The sequence below is a fragment of the Geobacillus sp. PK12 genome (genome assembly GCF_004123125.1).
GTDB lineage: Bacteria > Bacillota > Bacilli > Bacillales > Anoxybacillaceae > Geobacillus > Geobacillus zalihae.
Window position 1 is genome coordinate 44,991 of record NZ_SDKL01000012.1, and the last position, 19,108, is coordinate 64,098.

The following is a 19,108-nucleotide window of genomic DNA, read 5'->3' on the forward strand; positions in this document are numbered from 1 at the left end:
CAGCGTGAAACGCCGATACCGAATATGGGCCGCGACCAGCGCGGTTGTTGCTCTACTCGTTGCCGCAGCCGCCTTGGGGCGACCGGCTCTAGAAGAAAACGCCCCGGCTCCACCACGGCTGAAGCCGTTTGACGCCGAGGTCGCACCCACCCATCCAACCGTTGTCGCCTTAGACAGCTTAAGCGCAGGCGAACAGCTGAAACAGCAGTTGAACAAGCACCCGCGCATTCGGGAAATCCTCCATAATCGCCGCGGTGACCGAAGCCATTATTTCGCCAATGAGATCGTCGTCCGCTTTCGGGCATTGCCATCGGAAAGCCGTCTTCAACAAATGGAGGCAGCCATCGCCGGCCAGCTCATCAAGCAGGTCGACCACGTGTTTGTATTCCGTTCGCGCGGGCAAACGTACGAAGAGATGCGCCGCTATTTCCGATCCCTTCCGATGGTTGATTATTGCGAACCGCACTACATTTACATGCAAAATGAGTGGAACAAGCCGGCGCTGATCCCGAACGATTCGTTTTACGCCCGCTACCAGTGGAACTTGCCGGCCATTCATACTGAAGACGGCTGGACGTTGTCGCGCGGCAAACAAACCGTGCCTGTCGCCATCATTGACAGCGGGGTCGATTTGACCCATCCCGATTTAATCCGCCGCCTTGGTCCCGGATACAACGTATTGGCCGACGACCGCTCTCCGAATGACGAAAATGGCCATGGCACCCATGTCGCTGGCATTATCGCCTCACAGCCGAACAACGACGAAGGAGTCGCCGGCATAACATGGTTCAACCCGATCATGGCCGTCAAAGCATTAAATGCGGACGGCTATGGAACGAGCATCGACGTGGCGAAAGGCATCCGCTGGGCGGTCGACCACGGGGCAAAGGTCATCAATTTAAGCCTTGGCAACTACCAACCGTCCTCGGTGCTTGAAGAGGCGATCCGCTACGCCGACGCCCATGATGTCGTGCTTGTCGCCGCTTCCGGCAACGACAGCACATCACAGCCGAGCTTTCCGGCCGCGTATCCAGAAGTGATCAGTGTTGGCGCTGTCAATCCGGATCTTTCCTATGCACTTTATTCCAACTACGGCGACTATGTGGATGTCGTCGCGCCTGGAACGAACATTGCCAGCACGTTTGCCGGCCACCGGTACGCCGCCCTTTCCGGCACGTCGATGGCCGCGCCGCACGTCACCGCGCTCGCCGCTTTGATCCGCTCCGTCAACCCGCGGCTTTCGAACGATGAAGTGCGCGACATTATTCTCGAAAGCGCTGACGATTTGGGAGAGAGAGGAAAAGATCCGTATTACGGCTATGGGCTGATTAACGTCTACCGCGCGCTCGAGCTGGCTAAGCGATAACCGATGCTCCTTCCGCCAATGATTGGGGAACTCGTCGCTGGGAAAGGTCAAACGGACAAAATTCTCATCTCCTGTGCGAACGATGTTAAAACTCCCCCACAGCATCAATCAGCAAACAGCCGGAAACGGCGCCTTCGGTGCCGCATTCCCATAGAGGAGCGCCTATCTGCTGAAACGAAAAACGATGGGGATTCGAGCTATACCCCCATCGTTTTTTCGCGCGTCAACATCGTCGTCACCGCCCCGACGACCGTGACAACGACAAGCGAGTGGACAAACGGCACTGAGTCGATGATCATGCTCCCAGCTGAAATAATGCAGGCGTCAATGACAAAAATGATGATCCCGACGTTCCAGTTCGTCCATCTAGCGATAAACTGGGCGAGCAGGTCGGTCCCGCCCGTGCTCGTCTCCTCGCGCAGCATCAAGCCGATGCCCGCGCCGACCAGCACCCCGCCGATGACCGCGCTCAAAAGCGAATCCAACACCACCACGCCGCGCAAAACGGACAATACGTCAATCATCCATGAGGAAAATAAAAGTCCGTGCAAGCTGTTGTAAAAAAACGGGCGGTAGTAAAACCATGCGGCTGCATAAAGCGGAACGCTTAAGACGATCATCGTCAACCCAGCCTGAACGTGCCACACGTATTTGGCGATCAGCCCGAGCCCGATCATCCCCCCATCAAGCAAATGGTGAGGGACTAAAAAGACGTTGATGCCAACGCCAAGAAGCAGACTGCCGACAATCACCGCCGCCATTTTTTTGATCATCACGAAACCCCTCCGCCACGGCTTATCCCAACGAGCCAACATGCCTCCATATATATGTATATAGCGCCCCTTGACAGAGCTTGTCTCTTTTTTGCCGCATCGCGGAGGAAATGGCTAGTCACGGACGAAATACAAAAATAAGAGGCCAGGCCTCTATGCCCAACCTCTTATTTTTGCGCTTTTGTCGTCTCGTCATCGTCGATGATGCCTTTTGTCGCATTCTTAAATTCGCGCAGCGTTTTCCCGGCCGCTTGTCCTAACTCCGGCAGCTTTTTCGGTCCGAAAATGAGCAAAGCGAAAAAGACGATGAGCGCAATTTCTCCAAAGCCGATGTTCATGTTTGTCACTCCAATGTTCAAGCGTCGTTTCTTGAATCATTATACCATAGAAGAACGGACGGTGTCATCGTCTTTCCCTTGACAAAACGGCGACAATTTGCCCATCTCTCATTGTTCCTCAAGCAGTCGCACCGGTACGTCTTGTTCGTGTTCCGGCTCATCGGTGAAATAAACGCGAGCCATTTCGCGCTCATCATCGACGTGCTGAATCACCACTTGTTTCCCTTTATACATCACCGGAACGATCTCCCCAGCTTCAGCCATTCGCTTCGCCCGCAACAGTTCCATCTACTCCCCTCCTTTCGCACTGTCCTCCGCCTGCGCCCGCAAGCTTTTCCAAAACAACTCGTCGCTGCAGACGATCTCATGAAGCTCGCCTTCGTCTCCTTTGGCGTTGATGATTTCAAGCAACTGCGTCATATCGCCCATTTCGTGCCGATCGTTTTTCACCGAATCATCCCCTTTCTTTGGCAAACTGATGACAGCGGACATCCCATCGCTTCGTTTCTGCGTTGACTCCCTCAAAAAGAAGGAGTATGATTCGAATTGGTGTGTATAGAAAGGAGGAAACACTATGAAGGAGCGGGACTATTATTTTGACAACGCGAAATGCGCGCTCATGCTCCTCGTCGTGTTTGGCCACTTTCTACGCCCGTACATTGACGGCGTCTTATGGGTGCACAGCTTGTATACGTGGATTTTCTTTTTCCACATGCCAGCGTTCATTTTCATTTCCGGCTATTTCGCCAAAAAATTCCATGAGCACGGCTACTTGCAAAAAATCACGAAAAAATTGCTCATCCCGTACGTTCTGTTCCAGCTGCTGTATTCGATCTACTATTTCTTCCTGTATGACAAACAGTCGCTGGAACTTGACTTATTGACCCCGCATTGGAGTTTATGGTTTTTGCTCAGCCTGTTTAGCTGGAACGTGCTGCTGTTATGGTTCGGCCGGCTGCCAAAGCGGATCGCATTGCCGATGGCGCTTCTTCTCGGCTTGACCGGCGGCATGATGGAAGCGGAAAAATGGCTGAGCTTGTCGCGGACGCTCACGTTTTTCCCGTTCTTTTTGCTTGGATTTTTCTTTCAAAAGTCGGCGATCGAGCGCTTGTTTGCCGCCCCAGTGCGCCTCGTTTCGCTATTTGTGCTTGTTAGCATGTTTTTCGTCATCCATTTCGGGTTTCCGGATTTGCCGCAAGATTGGCTGTACGGCTCGAAATCGTACGATACGCTCGGCGTCTCGGAACCAGCCGGCATTGCGAGCCGCCTCGCCATTTATGGGGCGAGCCTGCTCATGATGTTTGGCTTTCTGTCGCTCATCCCGAGCCGTCGCTTCTCCTTTTCCGTGCTCGGGGCGCGCACGTTTTACATCTATATCTTGCACGGGTTTATTTTAAAATATTTGCACGAGACGCCATTCCCAGACTTTATTATGGATGTGCACGGCTATCCGCTTCTGCTTGCACTGTCGGTTGCCATGATGCTCATCCTTGGAAGCAAGCCGGTCGTCCGGCTCGTGCGGCCGCTGTTGGAATGGCGATGGCCGAACTGGCGGCAGACAACGACCTAGCAGTCAAAAAAGAAGGGGGTGTCCCAAAAGGATCGGGACACCCTCTTTCGTCTCTATATATACGTACTGACCTCTTCTTTCGCACTATATTTTGTGTCTATCCTGAAGGCAGACAGCCTTTTGGGTCAGCCCCTTTTTCCATTTATGGCGCTTTGCCTACAAGTGGAAACCGACTTTTTCATTCAGCGCGTGCGAGCTGCCCGCACCGCTTCCGCTAAGGCGGCGGCCGCCGCCTTTGGCGACGGAGCCGAAGCGATGGCGCTGATGACGGATACTCCATCCGCCCCGGCTTCCACAACGGTTTTGGCGTTCGCAGCCGTAATGCCGCCAATGGCGACGATTGGAATGGTGATGCCGGCTTCGCGCAAGCGGCGGAGAACATCCGGTCCTTGCGCTTCCTTTGCATCCTCTTTCGAACTGGTCGGGTAAATCGGGCCGACGCCGAGGTAATCGGCGCCCGCCTCAACGGCCGCCATCGCTTCTTCGACGTTGTGCGCTGAGACGCCCAAAATTTTATCGCCGATTTTTTCCCGCACGCGCCGCGCGTCCTCATCGTCTTGACCGACATGGACGCCGTCGGCATCAATGGCGAGGGCCAGCTCGACGTCATCGTTGACGATAAACGGCACCCCATAAGCGCGGCAAAGGCGCTGCAGCTGCCGGGCGAGCGCCTCTTTGTCCGCCCCTTTTAAAGCGCCCGGCCCTTTTTCGCGGAATTGAAACAACGTCACACCGCCGTCAAGCGCTTCTTTCAGCACATCGGCGGCCGGACGTTCGCTGTTTTGGCTTCCCATAATGAAGTAAACAGCCAGCCGCTCCTTCATTTCACCGCTCGCGATGCGCGCCATCGTTCTCACTCTCCGTATTGGCGGTACGCCCAATGGTTCGTCGGCCCATGGCCTTGGCCGATGCCGAGCGGATGGGCAATCGCCGATTGCACAAACGCCTTCGCCGTCGCGACAGCGTCGACAGGATGCCGCCCTTTCGCCAGCTCAGCGGCGATCGCCGCGGCAAACGTACAGCCGGTTCCGTGCGTATGGCGCGTGTCAATTCGCTTGCTTTTAAAATAGGAAAATTCGCTGCCGTTATACAGCAAGTCGACGGTTTCTTCGCCATCATCGTCATGGCCGCCTTTCACGACGACATAGCGGGCGCCCATCCGGTGGAGGAGGCGCGCGGCTTCACGGCGGTCATCCATCGTGCGGATGACAACGCCCGTCAACGCTTCCGCTTCTGGAATGTTCGGTGTAATGACAAGCGCCATCGGCAGCAGCTCTTCTTTCAGCGCGGCCACCGCTTCCTCTTGCAACAGCGGAGCGCCGCCTTTGGCGATCATCACCGGGTCGACGACCAGCCGCTCCCATTTCTGTTTTTTCACTTGTTCAGCAACCGTACGAATGATCTCGGCACTAAAGAGCATGCCGGTTTTCACCGCATCCGCGCCTAAATCGGCGGCCACCGATTCGATCTGGGCGGCGACTGCTTCCGCCGACAGCGGAAAGACGCCTTGCACGCCAAGTGTGTTTTGCGCCGTCACCGCCGTGATCGCTGACATGCCAAAGACGCCGAGCTCCTGGAACGTTTTGAGATCGGCTTGGATGCCGGCGCCGCCGCCGCTGTCCGACCCGGCAATCGTCAACGCTTTGTACACCATCGTGTTTCTCCTCCCCTTTTACCGTTGTTCCACCCGGCCATACCGTTTGACATCATCGACGCTTGTATACGCCAACGCGTCCAAAAACGCCGTCTGGAAGCTGCCCGGTCCGCGCTCCCCGGCTTTGGCCGCCGCCTGCTCCGCTGCGACGCCGTAATACACAAGCGCGGCCACCGCCGCTGCCGCCGCATCGCGCTCAACGGCCGCAAACGCTCCGACAACCGATGTCAGCAAGCAGCCCGCTCCGGTCACTTTTGTCAACAACGGATGGCCGTTCTGAATCAGATACGTCGTCTGTCCGTCCGCAACGACGTCCTCTTTTCCAGTAATCGCGACAACGGCGCCGAGCTGCTCCGCCGCCCGTTTGGCCAATGCCACTCGATCGCCGCTTCCTCCGCCGGCGTCAACTCCTTTAATCGCCCACGCCTCACCGATCATATTGGCGATCTCCGCCGCATTGCCACGGATCACGGCGAGCTTGACTTGTTCCGCGATGCGGCGCGCCGTCTCCGTCCGGTAGCGCGTGGCCCCGGCCCCGACCGGGTCGAAAATGACCGGCACGCCGGCTTCATTGGCCGCCTGGCCGGCGACAAGCATCGCTTCCACCTCTTTGTCATTCAACGTCCCAATATTGAGGACAAGCGCTCCAGCGAGCTTCGCCATCTCGCCCACTTCCTCTTTCGCATACGCCATCACCGGCGAAGCGCCAAGCGCAAGCAGCCCATTTGCCGTAAAATTCGTCACAACGACATTCGTGATATTATGGACGAGCGGATTCTCCTCTCTTACCCGCTCGAGCAGTTCCGCCCATTCATGCCAATTGGCCATTTCCGGTTTCTCCCCTTTCCAAGCCTTTTCGCCGGCCATACACTGACTTTCGCCGTATTTTCGGCCAATGGAATGATCCATTCTCCCCATCCATCAGTCTACTCTTTCTTTTTTTGAATTGCAAGACAAAGAAAAAAGGCGGCCGCCAAAGCGCACCTCCCTTTTTGTTCCATTACGAACGCGTCCATTCGGCCGCCCCTCCCTCTTCGGACGGCGCCGCCGGCGACAGCCGCTGCGGCAGCGGCCAATTCCACAAATCCAAATCGATGATATAGCGCGGCCGCCGTTTCGTTTCTTTGTAAATTTTTCCAATATATTCACCAATCAGCCCGAGCGCCATCAGCTGCAAGCCCCCTAACAGCCAGATGGACGTAATGAGCGACGTCCAACCCGTTTCCGTATGCCCGACCCATTTGAGAAAAAGAAAATAGGCGCCAAACATCAAGCTGACGACAAACGAGAGAAACCCAACGAGCGAAATGAAACGGATCGGGGTGACGCTGAACGACGTCACGCCGTCAAGCGCAAAGGCGATCATTTTTTTCAGCGGATATTTCGTTTTCCCGGCCAGCCGCTCTTTTCGGTCATAATAAACCGTCGCCGACCGAAAGCCCAAAAGTGGAACGATGCCGCGCAAAAACAAGTTCGCTTCCCCGAACTGTTCAAGCGCGTCCACAGCGCGCCGGCTCATAAGGCGATAGTCGGCGTGATTGTAAACGAGATCGACGCCAAACGCCTTCATCAACCGATAAAACCCTTGCGCCGTATGGCGCTTGAACCATGTATCGGCATCGCGCCGCCGGCGCACGCCGTAGACGATGTCATAGCCTTCGCGAAACTTTTGCACAAATTCCCGAATCGCCGCTACATCATCTTGCAAATCGGCGTCGATCGAAATGAGGCAATCGGCATGCCTTTTCGCGGCGAACAGCCCAGCAAGCAGCGCGTTTTGGTGGCCGGCGTTATGCGCCAGTTTCAGCCCTTTCACTTCCGGGTGGCGCAAACTCGCTTTGTATATGATCTTCCATGTGTCATCACAGCTGCCGTCATCGACGAACAAAAGCGCGCTGTTGGATGAAATGAGCTGCTCTTCAATCAATTGTTCGCGCAACTCCCGTAAGCGGCGGATCGTCTCCGGCAGCACCTCTTCTTCGTTGTAACACGGCACAACAATAGCCAACGTCGGTTCGAACATGTCACCTTCCTCCCTCCGGCACGACTTTGTATAAATAGATGGTCCACGCGGACTCTTTGGAACGGAACACCCGCTCAAGGCTCAAGGCGTTTTTGCTGGCATTTTCAATCGGCAGCGCTGAAAAAATGTAGCGCCCGCCCATGTCATAAAACACGTTTGTGTTCAATTCCAAGTTGCGAATCGTCCGCTTCGAGTTTTTCTGAAACATATACCGCTTGCCCAGCTCATCGACGAACAAATAGCAGCGCCCGCCCCATTCATCGAAATACTGGCGCAGTTTTTTGTTTTTCGCGAGCTCCTTGGCGATGATGCGGCGAAACCGATGCTTGTATTCGAGCGGATAAAAGTTGTTGTACGTATCGAGTGTGTAAAAGCCGTTGTATTGAGCGATCGCCGGGTGGATGCCGATGCTGGCGACACGGTATGTATGCACCGGGCGGCCGATATAGCGGCGAATGGCGGCAAACTGCTTTTCCGCGTAAAACTCGCGAAACGACGGCTTGTCGCGGTAGACGATTTCCTCATTGCATAAAGCAAGCACGACAAGCTGCAAGACAATGGCCGCCGCACCAACCGCCCGCCACCTTCGGCCTTCCTGCCAAAAAATTTTCAGCGCCAGTGCAAACAAGACGTAAATCACCATTGGCCGCAAAAAATGGTAGCGGGCGAAATTGAACTTATCGAGCAAATCAAACCGTTCGGTGAGCGGCAGCCATCCTTTGTAAAACCAAAACGCATACCATGTCGACAACGCGAAGTTCAACCCGTGCAAAATCAAAAACAGTTTCTCCCGCCGCCAGCTTTTCCGCTTCCATACAATGTACAAGGCAACGAGCGTCACCGGTAAAATGACGAGCCCATGCACGGTCATGACGTGGGTGTGGCCGAGCACATAGTTTTTGAACGTCAGCCGGATGACGCGCCAAAGCGGCAGACGGGCGTGGAAATATTCGTCGCGGCTTGTCGGCTCATTGGAAAACAAGAGCGAATGGACAAGCCGGTAATCGACCGCCAAATAGAGCATCGTCATATAGACGATGGCCGCCAAAAACCGCCAATTCCAACCCTTGCCGCGGATGACATCAATGAGCCACCAAATCCCAAGCGCGCTCAAGAAAAAGAAAAATCCAAGCACGAAGCTCGAATAGAGCGGCAAAAGCGTCAACACCGCCCAGTTCACCCATGAACGCTCGCCGCCCCGAATGTTTAAAAACGCCCAAAGCGCAAGCGGCATCCCGAGCGTACTTAACATTCCCGATGGCCAAAACGGCGTCAAGGCAAACGTCAACGAAGAGCCGATGCGAATCCATCCCCAGCGCTCGCCCGGCAGCACATGTTTTCGCAGCAGCAAATACATGCCGATGAACGCCAATACGCGGGTTGCGGCTTGACTGAGCCCATAGGCGTAAATGGATGGAAACAGGGCGTGAAGCCAAACGATGCCGCTGAATTCTGTGCCGAACGCGTTGCGCGGCAGGCCGTTGATGATTTGCGGAATGACCCCATCGACCGGTCCGAACAGCTCACCGCTTCGAGTGAGCACCTTATACCAAGCGATGTTGGAATCCAAATTGTCATGAACGCGCATATGCGCATCTTCACCGAGCACAAAGTACGGCGACACGTACAAGGCGATGGCAACGAAAGAGAAGAGCAGGAGTCTCTTTTCGATGGACGGCACCTTTTCTCCCCCTTTCGCTTTTACTCATGTCTTTCCTTATTGTTCAACCCAACAGGAAAATTATTCATGGGAATGGAAAAAAACGGACTCCCGTCCAAACAAAAAAACCGCCGTCGGCCAATTGAAGCCTGATGACGGCGGTTTTCTATTCACCTTTTGAACAGCCTTTTGCAGGCAACACAACGTTGCCCAAAAAAGCTGGTGATGGAACGAAAAAACGCGCGAACCATGGAGATTTCGCTCTTGAACGCTCTCCCACCTACGCTCACGCGTGGAAGTGGGGGTTTTCTCGGTTCAGGATGATCAACAACCGCTTTTCCGCGCGTTCGCAACAACGATTTTGCAGAAAGCGCGGTTTTTACCGACCTTGCAAACGGCGTCAAGCCGAGAACAGCGCCGCCGGATTGCCGATGAACATTTGCTCAAGCACTTCGTCGCGGATTCCTTCATTTTTCAGCGCGGGAATGAGGTTCACAAACAAATGCTCGACATGCCAATTTTTCATCATTTCCGCAAACGGCTCCGGCAGCGTAAACGGCCGGCCAAGCCAAACGTTGACAGTGTCATGCGACAGCATAATTTGTTTCTCGTACCCATCGCGGAGCAGAGCAAGGAGCGTCCGCACCCGCTCCTCATCAGTCGGCGCGCCGACCATCCCTTGGATGCCGAAGCGGTCAAACGCAATGTAAACGCCGTAAGCAAGCGTCTTTCGATGATAGTCCGGGTCCGTGTTGCCGCACATATGGCCGATGACAATTTTTTTCGGATCGGCGCCGTGCTCAAGCAAATAGGCGGCTTGTTCCGGCCCCATCGTTCCTTCTTGCGTATGGGTGATGATGACCGCACCCGTCTCTTTTTGCGCGCGGGCGGCAGCGCGGAAGAACATCTTTTCGTACTCGGTGATGCACCCTTTGCTCGAGGCGAGCTTGATGACACCCGCCTTGATTCCGGTATCGGCAATGCCCTCGGTCAGCTCGGCCATAAACATGTCGTAAATATCATCTTCCGCTGTTCCGAGAAGCCGGCGGAATTGGAAGTACGGCGGCGCCCCTTCCCCTTCATAATAATAGCCGGTGGCGCAAATAATGTTCAGTCCCGTCTCTTCAGCAACGCGCCGCAAAAATGCCGGGTTGCGCCCGCAGTCGTTCGGCGTCGGATCGACAACCGTTTGAATGCCGTGCCGCTTCATCTTTTCCGCCGCCTCGACTGCGACGCGAAGCGCCTCGTCTTCGCGGAACGTGCCGCGCGTCACATCGCCTTGAAACCCTGGATAGCCGAAGAGGAAATGCTCGTGGATGAGCGTTTTGCCAAGCTGTTCCACCGGCACTGGGCCAAGGACGGTTTCGACCGTCTTCGCCATCAGGCGTTCACCCCTTTCCCCGCTTTTTCATATTCCTCTTCCTGCAATTTTCGCCAAAGCAACTTGCCGCTTGACGTCATCGGCAGCGACGAGCGGAATTCGACGAGGCGCGGATATTTGTACGCCGCCATTTGCGTCTTGGACCATTCAATGATCTCTTCTTCCGTTACTTTGCCGACATACTCGTCATGAAGGACGATAAACGCCTTCACCGTTTCGCCGCGGCGCGGATCCGGCACGCCGACGACGCACGCCTGCTGAACAGCCGGATGTTTGTACAAAAGCGACTCGACTTCGGTCGGCCACACTTTGTATCCAGAAGCGTTGATCATCCGTTTGACGCGGTCGACGATGAAAAAGTAGCCTTCCTCATCCATCCGCCCGATGTCGCCGGTGCGGAAAAACCGCTTGCCGTCGAGCTCGATGAACGCTTCTTCCGTTTCTTTTTCACGCCGGTAATAGCCGCGGAACACTTGCGGACCACAAACGACGATCTCCCCGACTTCGCCGACGCCAAGCTCCCGCCCCGTCGCCGGGTCGATGATGCGCGCGTCGACGTCAAACGACGGAACGCCGAGACATTGCAATTTCGGCCGGTCCGGCGGATTGAAATGCGTCTGCGAAATCGTCTCCGTCAGCCCGTAGCCTTCAAAATAACGGACGCCGGTGAGCTGGAACAATTTTTCCCCGACCGCTTCCGGAAGCGCCGCTCCGCCGCCGGAAATGCTCGAAAGCGAGGAAATGTCATACCGGCCAAGCGCCGGGTTGGCCAAAAAGTCGATCAGCATCGTGCTGATGTTCACCCAATGCGTGCAGCGGTGCAATTCAATCAGTCGGGCGGCCGCGTCCCGATCCCAGCGCGTCATCAACACCATGGCGGCGCCGGCGAAAATCGGCGTATGCATGCTATGGACCATCCCCGTGACATGGAAAAACGGCAGCGTCGCCAACGCGACCGAATCGCTCGTCACATCGCCCCAGTGGTAGGCGCCGACGATGTTGGCGTTCACCGTCCGGTGCGGGTGGATGCAGCCTTTTGGCACCCCGGTCGTCCCGGATGTGTATGGCAAGACGGCGATGTCATCAACATGGCCGTTGTATGGAAGCGGCGGCAATTGGGCGCCGAGGCAGTCCGCCCATAAAAGAATGCGCTCATCCCCAATGGCCCGCCGCGGCGCCGCCACTTCAGCCGGAAGCGAAACCGGCGATTCATCGGAAGCATAATCAGAATAAGCGGCGACGATGATTTGTTCCAACGCCGTTCGTCCAAGGAGCGGGGCCGCTTTGTCAAGCAGCTCCTGTCCAACGATGGCGACTCTCGTTTCGCAATCATGGACGTAAAAGGAAAGCTCCTCTGAGGTGTTCATCGGATTGATCGGCACGACGATCGCTTCAGCGCGCAAAATGGCATAGTAGGAGATGACAAACTGCGGAGAATTTTGCATGTACAAGAGAACGCGGTCGCCCGGTTTGACGGACAGCTTTTGCTGCAAATAGCCGGCCAACGCGTTCACTTCATCGAGCAACTGTTTGTACGAATACACGGCTCCGTAATAGTAAATCGCCGTTTTGTTCGGATAGCGCTTCGCCGTTGTTTCCAAATGGTCGACCAGCGTCGTCTCCGGCACAGCCAGCGTTTTTGAGAGCCGTTTCGGCCAATACGGGTAATGTCTCGTATTCATTCCGTTTTCCTCCTCCTTTTCACGCGATCGTTCACTGCGGCAGCCTCCACGCAAGCAGCATTGGATAGCTTTTTTTACTGACCAGTTGGTATATAGCCGACTATTTTTTATTGTACACGCTTTCATGAATATTTTCAATAATTTTCTGAATATACAAAACAAAAAATACACCGCCTACAACAGGCGGCAGACGATCGCTTTGATGTCTGCTCCGTGCATACCGTTTCCCCTTTCTTGGCCCGTCATCATTTGCTTGTTCGTTTTTGGTTGATAGACAAAAGCCAATATGGCAAAATATGATTCTAGAAAAGCTTACCATTATGTTGCAAAGAGGAGGAACACATGATGAGATTCGTGATCCCGCTTGTCCTTTCCTTTGCGCTCGCAGCCAGCTTTTTCTTCGACTCGTTCCGTTCGGCCGAAGCGGCAGCCAAAATCAAAACGTATCCAAACTGCACCGCGCTGAACAAAGAGTATCCAGGGGGCGCGGCCCGCTCCGCCTCTGTCAAAAACAAAGGAGGTGGCAAATTCATTTCCCTCGTCCAATCTCGGTTCGTCGACGACTGCACAAGCCGCCTTTCCTCGCCTCGTTTCACAAGTCGGACCGTCTCCCGCGGAACCCCAAGCCCAATGGCCACTTCTGGGCATACAGGCACAAGCCGAGCAAACTCCCCTAAACGAGAGACAAACGAATTGTGAATGATATCGCCGTTATACCGGCAGGCAGAAAAGCCGAGGCATTCGCTGACCACCACTGTCGGAATGGCGTAGTGCATCCTTTTGTACTCCTTTCTCGTTCCGTCACCTCTCTTTGTTATTGTAACCAATTGAAGATCGACTGTCATGAAGGCCATTTCATTGAGCCAGCCAAAAAATCGGTATAAGTTAGAAGAAGCAATAAACAGCTCCAAATGAAAACAGCGCCCTAAGCGAGTTTCCTGCTTAAGGCGCTTATTCGGCAGCTGCTGCATGGCAGTGCACACGCCCATATACACCATTAAAGAAGACGGCAAGGGCGCCAAATATGGTGTTCCGGCTTTCTTCATCGTCTTTCCTCTCGGCGCGGCGCCTGAATGGCGATGCCTTCGTTTTGCAAGGCTTGATAGAGCCGCTTGGCAAATCGCACCGCCTGTTCATTGTCGCCATGGAGACAGACGGTGTCGGCTTCAATCGCCACGTCCGTCCCTTGCACCGAGCGAACGCGCCGGTCGCGGATCATCATAAGCACTTGCGTGACCGCTTCGTCTTCATCCGCGATGATGGCGCGCGGATCGCTTCTTGGGGTGAGCGAACCGTCCGCCTGATACGTCCGGTCGGCGAACACTTCGCTCGCCGTACACAAGCCGTAGGCGCGGCCGGCGCGGATGAGTTCGCTTCCCGACAAGCCGTATAAGACAAGCATCGGATCGACATCATGCACCGCTTTGGCGATCGCTTCGGCCAGCGCCGCGTCTTTCGCCGCCATATTGTACAAGGCGCCGTGCGGCTTCACATGCGTCATCACGCCGCCTTCCGCCTTCACAAACGCAGCCAGCGCGCCGATTTGGTAGACTACATAGGCGTATACCTCCTCTGGCGAAACGGCCATGGCGCGCCGTCCGAAGCCAAGCAAATCCGGAAACCCCGGGTGGGCGCCGATGGCAACGCCATGCTGGATGGCGAGTTGCACCGTCCGCCGCATGACGAGCGGGTCGCCGGCGTGAAACCCACAGGCGATGTTGACAGAGGTCACGTACGATAAGATTTCTTCCTGCCCAAGCCTATACACCCCAAAGCTTTCGCCGAAATCGCAATTCAAATCAATCGTCCTCACCGTTCTCCCTCCCATTGACGGCGAATGGCCGCAATCCATCGAGCCAGCCGTTGCTGTTGTTCCTTATAAAGCCACATCGCTTCTTCCGGCCCGATCGGCTGAAATTGGATAAAGTCACCCGGGCGAGCCTGCGCGAGAATCGGCAAATCCACAGCCGCGACTTGGGCGATGCGCGGGTAGCCGCCGGTCGTCTGGCTGTCCGCCATCAATACGATCGGCTGGCCGGATGCTGGGACTTGCACCGTGCCGAAAACGACCGCTTCCGAGACCATCTCCCGCTCGCGCACAAGCGCCAACGTTGGACCGGAAAGCCGATAGCCGATCCGATCGGACTGCGTCGTCACCTCATAGCGGGCGGCGAAAAACTGGCGGCGGCTCGCCGGCGTAAATTCGTCATACTCCGGACCGGGAACCGCGCGCACCGTTTTCGTTTTCCCACCGATATAGCGGCGGGCGGCCGAAGCAAGACCCCAACGCATCCGGCCGATAACACGACGCCCATGAGTAACGCCGACCGGCAGTGCATCGCCCCGCTGCAACGGGCGGCCTGAAAGCCCGCCAAGCTGGGCTGGAACGTACGTGGAACGGCTGCCCATCACGGGCGGGACGTCGATGCCGCCTGATACAGCGATATACGCTCGAAACCCCGTCCGACACACCCCTACTTCGAGCACATCGCCCGGCTCAACAGCCATCGGCTTCCAAAGTGCAAACGTCCGCCCATTGAGCGTACACGGGAAATCGCCGCCGCATACCGCAACAACGGCCTCGACGCGAAACCGAAGCGTCGGTCCGGCCATCGTCGCCTCAAGCACCGCCTCATCACCGTTGTTGCCGACAAGCGCATTAGCCAGGCGATACGCCCACGCATCCATCGCCCCGCCCGCCGGCACGCCGGCATGCCGGTAGCCAAAACGCCCGCCATCTTGCACGGTTGTAAACAACCCAGCCTCGATGACGTCAATCATGTTCCTCGCTCCAACGTGCAAATTCATCAGCCCCAATCGGCTGAAACGCGACGATATCACCAGCCGCAAGCAAACTTGGCTTCTCTCGGTGCGGGTCAAATAGCTTCAGCGGCGTTCGACCGATCAGTTGCCAGCCGCCCGGCGTCGCAAGCGGGTAGACGCCCGTCTGTCCGCCGGCGATGCCGACCGAACCGGCAGGCACTTTTGTGCGCGGCACCGACCGCCTTGGCGTCGCCAAGCGCGGCGACAACCCTCCTAAATAGGCAAATCCAGGAGAAAAGCCGATCATATAAACTCGGTAGCGTCCGGCCGAATGGAGCGCTACCACTTCGTCTTCTGTCATCCCATGGAAACGAGCGACATCCGGCAAATCCGGACCGAATTCGCCGCCGTAACAGACGGGAATGACGACCGTCCGCGCCGAACGCCGCACCGCTTGTTCAGACCGCCTGATGTTTTTCCTTAGCCATGCGCCTATGCCGATGTAATCGATCATCAATGGATCATAGTAGATGGTGAGCGACGAAAACGCCGGCACGATCTCCTCGATGCCTTCTTTTCGCTCGGCCTGAAGCCGGGCGGCCGTTTGGTGGACGATATCATTCACGTCCTCGTCAATGCGGTCTGAAAACCGAACCGTCACCGCATATTCGCATAATGGAAACAACGTATACTCCACCGTCATCCCTTCCCCCGAAAGCCGAGTTCGCGCGAAATGTCCATCGCCGCCTGCTTCAATCGCGGAACGATGCGCGCCACATCATCTGGCGAAAAGCGTTGTTCCGGCCCGGCGACGCTCAGCCCGGCAACCGCCGTCCCTTCATGGTTGAAAATCGGCACCGCAACGGCGGCCGAATAGTTTTCCAGCTCAGAATAGCTGACCGTATAGCCGCGGCACCGGTCTTCTTCCAACAACCGGCGAAGCGCTTCTTTGTCGGTCACCGTATGTTTGGCGATTTTAACAAGTTCGACTTGTTCTACATAACGTTCCCGCTCCGCCTTGTCCATAAACGCAAGCAACACGCGGGGACACGCACCGGCGTACAACGGAGCGCGCCGCCCGACTTTCGTATAGACGCGCACCGGCTCGGACGTCTCGACTTTTTCGATATACAGCGCCTCATCACCGTCGCGAATGACAAGATTCACCGCTTCGTTCGTCTCCTCTTTCAGCCGCTTCATCACGGGCAGCGCCGCCCGGCGAATATCAAGCCGCTCGGCGACGAGTGCGCCAAACGTCAAGAAGGCTAAACCGAGCTCATAGTGATCGTCTCGTTTTTGCAAAAAACCGAGGACAACAAGCGACTGGGCCATTCGATACACCGACGTTTTCGGCATCCGAAGCCGTTCGACCATCTCCGGCAATGTCAACCGTTCGCAATCGAGAAACAAATCAAGCAGTTCTTTTGTTTTTAACACCGTTTTGTTCATCGTCGCCCCTCTGTTCCGAATATCAGAATATCAATTCCAAAATACGACCTATATATTTCGTATTATAATGAAAAGTGGGACAACTTTCTACTCCAAAAATGAAAAGCGTCTGCTGAACAGACGCCGTTGGATTCAACTCGATAAGCGTTTCAAAAACACATAACTGACTTTTTCATATTCCATTTTTTCCTCATAGAAGCGATGGGCGTCAATCCGCTGCAAGCCGGAGGAGAGCGAGACAATCCCGTAGCCGTGCTCCTTCGCCCACTCGTGTACATAGGACAGCAACGCTTTTCCATACCCTTTCGAACGTTCGCTCGAAGCGGTCACCAAATCGCACACCCAAATAAAGCGGCCGTTATAGAGCGTGATCATCGGCATGAATCCGACAACGGCAACCATTTTGTCCTGATCATATAACGCCGCAAGCTTATACCCTTCTTTTTCTTGCGCTTCCCGCACAAGCGCCGTGTATGTTTCCTCATCCAAATGGGTGCGCAGCTCGCGCATCACCGGAAAGGCGCTTCTCACTTCTTCCTCCGTTTCAAGCCAAACGAATTGCGGCACGATTCCCATCTCCCTTCTTCTATTTCTACATTCATTATAGCCATGTTTGTCCAAAAATGGAACTGCCGCCTTTCCGCAACGTTGATCATCGTTTCGAAAGAAGACTCCCGCTTCAAGCGCGTGAAGGGCGCAACCCAGCGATCAGCGAAAGCTGAATGTCGGCTGATAAACCAACCATTACAGCCGCAGCCGCAAATACGGCCTCAGCGGTTTGCGCCCGAACCGCATGCCTTATGCGCAGGAAAAAGACAACGCCAGCCGGTCATCGCAAACCGGCTGGAATCGTGTTCATCCCCCAGCGCTCCTTTCATTGAAGCGGTTGATCACGTCAGCGAAGCAAGCACAGCCGGCAAGGCATCCACAACGTCCGACGCCAATACATCCCAGGGCGAATGACCGTGTTGAACAAGCCTATCAGCAGCCTTTCCATGCACGAACACCGCATTGCTCACCGCCGGCTGCACCGCCTCGTGCTGCAGCAAAAACGCCGCCACGATGCCCGTCAACACGTCGCCGCTCCCGCCTTTCGCCAAAGCCGGGTTGCCGGTCGTGTTGACATATTGCGATCCATCCGGCGCCGTCACAATCGTATACGGCCCTTTCAACACGACATACACGCCATATTCCATCGCCAGCCGCTTCGACACGCCAAACCGGTCGCGTTCCACCTCGCTGACCGGGCGGCGAAGGAGGCGCGCCATTTCCCCCGGATGCGGCGTGATCACCGTCGGCGCGCTCCGTTCGCGCACCAGCTCGGCGTAATCGCCCCAAAAAAACAAGGCATCGGCGTCGATGACAAGCGGCACCGGCTGGCGCACAAGCTCATTGACCAAGCGGCGAACCCCTTCCGTCCGGCCCATCCCTGGGCCGACAGCGATCGCATCGATCTCAAGCCCATCCCAATCGGCCGCGCCGGCAAACGCGCCGCCCTCGGCCGGCCATGGTCGGCACATCGCTTCCGGCACGCGGTTGGCAACCGCCTCATACACCGTTTCCGGAACGGCGATCGTCACCAGCCCCGCCCCGCTGCGAAGCGCCGCCTTCGCGGCGAGCGTCACCGCTCCGGCCATCGCCTTGGACCCGCCGACGATGAGCAACTTGCCGTACGTTCCTTTATGAGATGACCGTGTTCGCTTCGGCATCGTCCGCACCACATCGCTCTTTTCCCACAAAAACCGAGCAGCCGCCTTCGCCTGCACCGCCGCCGGCGGAATGCCGATATCGACAACAGCGATTTCTCCGTAATAATCGGCTGCTGGGAACGTATACGCCCCAAGCTTTGGGCATTGAATGGTAAATGTCACATCCGCACGTACCGCTGCAGTCACATCCCCACCACCGGCCGGCACTCCGCTTGGCACATCGATGGCATATACAACCGCCCGCGAGCCATTCACTTGTTCAATGATGTCTTTGTACGGCTGGCGCACATCCCCTTTGACGCCGATGCCAAGCAAGGCGTCAATGATGATGTCATAATGCGGCAAGAGCGCCGCCAACTCCCGCTCTTTTCCTTCATAAGCGATCCATGCATAACCGGACCGCTCGTACACCTCAAGCGCCGTGCGCGCCGCCCCTTTCACCTTTTCCTTTGGCGGAACGAGCCAGACATCGGTTTCATAGCCATAACTTTTCAACATGCGCGCGATGACGAACCCATCGCCGCCGTTGTTGCCCGTGCCCGCGAGCACCGCCACCTTGGCAGCGGGCGGAATCCGCTTCTTCAGCGCCCAAAACAGCGCCTGTCCGGCGTTTTCCATCAACGAGTCAGCGCTGATGCCGATCCGTTCTGCCACTTCCCGGTCAATGGCGTACATTTCCTCAGCCGTTACGATCGGAATCATATACGTTGCCCCTTTCGATTGTTCTTCCCATACATATA

Annotated in this window: 21 protein-coding genes; 3 read left to right on the forward strand and 18 right to left on the reverse strand. The window is 56.0% G+C overall.

The window, feature by feature from the left end; translation table 11 throughout:
- The first annotated feature begins 4 nt into the window (after positions 1–4).
- Positions 5–1,366, forward strand: a complete 1,362-nt coding sequence (locus tag ETR37_RS05800; RefSeq protein ID WP_129447033.1) for a S8 family peptidase — start codon at positions 5–7, stop codon at positions 1,364–1,366.
- A 197-nt stretch (positions 1,367–1,563) separates the two neighbouring features.
- Here ETR37_RS05800 and ETR37_RS05805 read toward each other — a convergent pair whose 3' ends face one another.
- From ETR37_RS05805 to ETR37_RS05820, 4 genes are all read right to left on the reverse strand, one after another.
- Entirely contained in the window at positions 1,564–2,139 is a 576-nt protein-coding gene (locus tag ETR37_RS05805; RefSeq protein ID WP_033025253.1) for a YitT family protein, read from the reverse strand.
- A gap of 167 nt (positions 2,140–2,306) precedes the next feature.
- Positions 2,307–2,477 (reverse strand): twin-arginine translocase TatA/TatE family subunit, encoded by a 171-nt coding sequence (locus ETR37_RS05810; RefSeq protein WP_011231011.1) that lies wholly within the window; start codon positions 2,475–2,477, stop codon positions 2,307–2,309.
- 108 nt (positions 2,478–2,585) lie between these two features.
- Positions 2,586–2,765, reverse strand: a complete 180-nt coding sequence (locus ETR37_RS05815) for an H-type small acid-soluble spore protein (RefSeq protein WP_011231010.1) — start codon at positions 2,763–2,765, stop codon at positions 2,586–2,588.
- Complete coding sequence (locus tag ETR37_RS05820; protein WP_227456639.1) at positions 2,766–2,927, reverse strand: hypothetical protein; 162 nt, start codon at positions 2,925–2,927, stop codon at positions 2,766–2,768.
- Between the two features lie 124 nt (positions 2,928–3,051).
- Here ETR37_RS05820 and ETR37_RS05825 point away from each other — a divergent pair, with 124 nt between their 5' ends.
- Positions 3,052–4,047, forward strand: coding sequence for an acyltransferase family protein (locus ETR37_RS05825; RefSeq protein ID WP_013523631.1), 996 nt, complete (start codon positions 3,052–3,054; stop codon positions 4,045–4,047).
- A gap of 182 nt (positions 4,048–4,229) precedes the next feature.
- Here the strand turns inward: ETR37_RS05825 and thiE are convergent, their stop codons facing one another.
- The 5 genes from thiE to ETR37_RS05850 all read right to left on the reverse strand — a co-directional run bounded on the left by thiE (position 4,230) and on the right by ETR37_RS05850 (position 9,405).
- Positions 4,230–4,895 carry a thiamine phosphate synthase gene (thiE, locus tag ETR37_RS05830; protein WP_129447034.1) on the reverse strand — a complete coding sequence of 222 codons (666 nt, stop codon included), beginning with the start codon at positions 4,893–4,895 and terminating at the stop codon, positions 4,230–4,232.
- Positions 4,896–4,900: 5 nt separating this feature from the next.
- A complete protein-coding gene (gene thiD, locus ETR37_RS05835) occupies positions 4,901–5,701 on the reverse strand; it encodes a bifunctional hydroxymethylpyrimidine kinase/phosphomethylpyrimidine kinase (protein ID WP_053413475.1) in 801 nt (266 codons plus the stop codon).
- A gap of 18 nt (positions 5,702–5,719) precedes the next feature.
- Entirely contained in the window at positions 5,720–6,529 is an 810-nt protein-coding gene (thiM, locus tag ETR37_RS05840; RefSeq protein WP_013145495.1) for a hydroxyethylthiazole kinase, read from the reverse strand.
- A 172-nt stretch (positions 6,530–6,701) separates the two neighbouring features.
- Positions 6,702–7,724, reverse strand: a complete 1,023-nt coding sequence (locus ETR37_RS05845; protein ID WP_023634543.1) for a glycosyltransferase family 2 protein — start codon at positions 7,722–7,724, stop codon at positions 6,702–6,704.
- A gap of 1 nt (position 7,725) precedes the next feature.
- Positions 7,726–9,405, reverse strand: coding sequence for a DUF6044 family protein (locus ETR37_RS05850; protein ID WP_013523628.1), 1,680 nt, complete (start codon positions 9,403–9,405; stop codon positions 7,726–7,728).
- On the opposite strand from ETR37_RS05850, the gene ETR37_RS19090 reads away from it, so the two are divergent.
- Positions 9,395–9,565 (forward strand): hypothetical protein, encoded by a 171-nt coding sequence (locus ETR37_RS19090; protein ID WP_155467694.1) that lies wholly within the window; start codon positions 9,395–9,397, stop codon positions 9,563–9,565. The genes ETR37_RS05850 and ETR37_RS19090 overlap by 11 nt on opposite strands.
- A 219-nt stretch (positions 9,566–9,784) precedes the next feature.
- On the opposite strand, the gene ETR37_RS05855 is transcribed toward ETR37_RS19090, so the two are convergent.
- The 9 genes from ETR37_RS05855 to ETR37_RS05900 all read right to left on the reverse strand — a co-directional run bounded on the left by ETR37_RS05855 (position 9,785) and on the right by ETR37_RS05900 (position 19,070).
- A complete protein-coding gene (locus tag ETR37_RS05855) occupies positions 9,785–10,765 on the reverse strand; it encodes a phosphotriesterase family protein (protein ID WP_015374694.1) in 981 nt (326 codons plus the stop codon).
- Positions 10,765–12,447 carry a long-chain fatty acid--CoA ligase gene (locus ETR37_RS05860; protein WP_060788285.1) on the reverse strand — a complete coding sequence of 561 codons (1,683 nt, stop codon included), beginning with the start codon at positions 12,445–12,447 and terminating at the stop codon, positions 10,765–10,767. The genes ETR37_RS05855 and ETR37_RS05860 overlap by 1 nt, the downstream gene beginning before the upstream one ends.
- A gap of 302 nt (positions 12,448–12,749) precedes the next feature.
- Entirely contained in the window at positions 12,750–13,493 is a 744-nt protein-coding gene (locus ETR37_RS20075; RefSeq protein WP_015374692.1) for a 2-thiouracil desulfurase family protein, read from the reverse strand.
- Positions 13,490–14,260 carry a 5-oxoprolinase subunit PxpA gene (locus ETR37_RS05875; RefSeq protein WP_015374691.1) on the reverse strand — a complete coding sequence of 257 codons (771 nt, stop codon included), beginning with the start codon at positions 14,258–14,260 and terminating at the stop codon, positions 13,490–13,492. The genes ETR37_RS20075 and ETR37_RS05875 overlap by 4 nt, the downstream gene beginning before the upstream one ends.
- Entirely contained in the window at positions 14,257–15,228 is a 972-nt protein-coding gene (locus tag ETR37_RS05880; RefSeq protein ID WP_033006630.1) for a 5-oxoprolinase subunit C family protein, read from the reverse strand. The genes ETR37_RS05875 and ETR37_RS05880 overlap by 4 nt, the downstream gene beginning before the upstream one ends.
- Positions 15,221–15,913, reverse strand: a complete 693-nt coding sequence (pxpB, locus tag ETR37_RS05885) for a 5-oxoprolinase subunit PxpB (RefSeq protein WP_015374688.1) — start codon at positions 15,911–15,913, stop codon at positions 15,221–15,223. The genes ETR37_RS05880 and pxpB overlap by 8 nt, the downstream gene beginning before the upstream one ends.
- A complete protein-coding gene (locus tag ETR37_RS05890; RefSeq protein WP_015374687.1) occupies positions 15,910–16,659 on the reverse strand; it encodes an IclR family transcriptional regulator in 750 nt (249 codons plus the stop codon). The genes pxpB and ETR37_RS05890 overlap by 4 nt, the downstream gene beginning before the upstream one ends.
- A gap of 132 nt (positions 16,660–16,791) precedes the next feature.
- Positions 16,792–17,235 carry a GNAT family N-acetyltransferase gene (locus ETR37_RS05895; RefSeq protein ID WP_033006629.1) on the reverse strand — a complete coding sequence of 148 codons (444 nt, stop codon included), beginning with the start codon at positions 17,233–17,235 and terminating at the stop codon, positions 16,792–16,794.
- A 314-nt stretch (positions 17,236–17,549) separates the two neighbouring features.
- Positions 17,550–19,070, reverse strand: a complete 1,521-nt coding sequence (locus ETR37_RS05900; protein ID WP_015374685.1) for a bifunctional ADP-dependent NAD(P)H-hydrate dehydratase/NAD(P)H-hydrate epimerase — start codon at positions 19,068–19,070, stop codon at positions 17,550–17,552.
- Between the last annotated feature and the right edge of the window lie 38 nt (positions 19,071–19,108).

Coding starts and splice junctions, on each gene's coding strand:
- thiD (WP_053413475.1), bottom strand. CDS start 5,701: ATGGTGTACAAAGCGTTGACGATTGCCGGGTCGGACAGCGGCGGCGGC.
- ETR37_RS05900 (WP_015374685.1), bottom strand. CDS start 19,070: ATGATTCCGATCGTAACGGCTGAGGAAATGTACGCCATTGACCGGGAA.
- ETR37_RS19090 (WP_155467694.1), top strand. CDS start 9,395: ATGGACGGCACCTTTTCTCCCCCTTTCGCTTTTACTCATGTCTTTCCT.
- ETR37_RS05880 (WP_033006630.1), bottom strand. CDS start 15,228: ATGATTGACGTCATCGAGGCTGGGTTGTTTACAACCGTGCAAGATGGC.
- ETR37_RS05815 (WP_011231010.1), bottom strand. CDS start 2,765: ATGGAACTGTTGCGGGCGAAGCGAATGGCTGAAGCTGGGGAGATCGTT.
- ETR37_RS05890 (WP_015374687.1), bottom strand. CDS start 16,659: ATGAACAAAACGGTGTTAAAAACAAAAGAACTGCTTGATTTGTTTCTC.
- ETR37_RS05860 (WP_060788285.1), bottom strand. CDS start 12,447: ATGAATACGAGACATTACCCGTATTGGCCGAAACGGCTCTCAAAAACG.
- thiM (WP_013145495.1), bottom strand. CDS start 6,529: ATGGCCAATTGGCATGAATGGGCGGAACTGCTCGAGCGGGTAAGAGAG.
- ETR37_RS05845 (WP_023634543.1), bottom strand. CDS start 7,724: ATGTTCGAACCGACGTTGGCTATTGTTGTGCCGTGTTACAACGAAGAA.
- ETR37_RS20075 (WP_015374692.1), bottom strand. CDS start 13,493: ATGAAGAAAGCCGGAACACCATATTTGGCGCCCTTGCCGTCTTCTTTA.
- pxpB (WP_015374688.1), bottom strand. CDS start 15,913: ATGACGGTGGAGTATACGTTGTTTCCATTATGCGAATATGCGGTGACG.
- ETR37_RS05825 (WP_013523631.1), top strand. CDS start 3,052: ATGAAGGAGCGGGACTATTATTTTGACAACGCGAAATGCGCGCTCATG.
- ETR37_RS05810 (WP_011231011.1), bottom strand. CDS start 2,477: ATGAACATCGGCTTTGGAGAAATTGCGCTCATCGTCTTTTTCGCTTTG.
- ETR37_RS05855 (WP_015374694.1), bottom strand. CDS start 10,765: ATGGCGAAGACGGTCGAAACCGTCCTTGGCCCAGTGCCGGTGGAACAG.
- thiE (WP_129447034.1), bottom strand. CDS start 4,895: ATGGCGCGCATCGCGAGCGGTGAAATGAAGGAGCGGCTGGCTGTTTAC.
- ETR37_RS05805 (WP_033025253.1), bottom strand. CDS start 2,139: ATGATCAAAAAAATGGCGGCGGTGATTGTCGGCAGTCTGCTTCTTGGC.
- ETR37_RS05895 (WP_033006629.1), bottom strand. CDS start 17,235: ATGGGAATCGTGCCGCAATTCGTTTGGCTTGAAACGGAGGAAGAAGTG.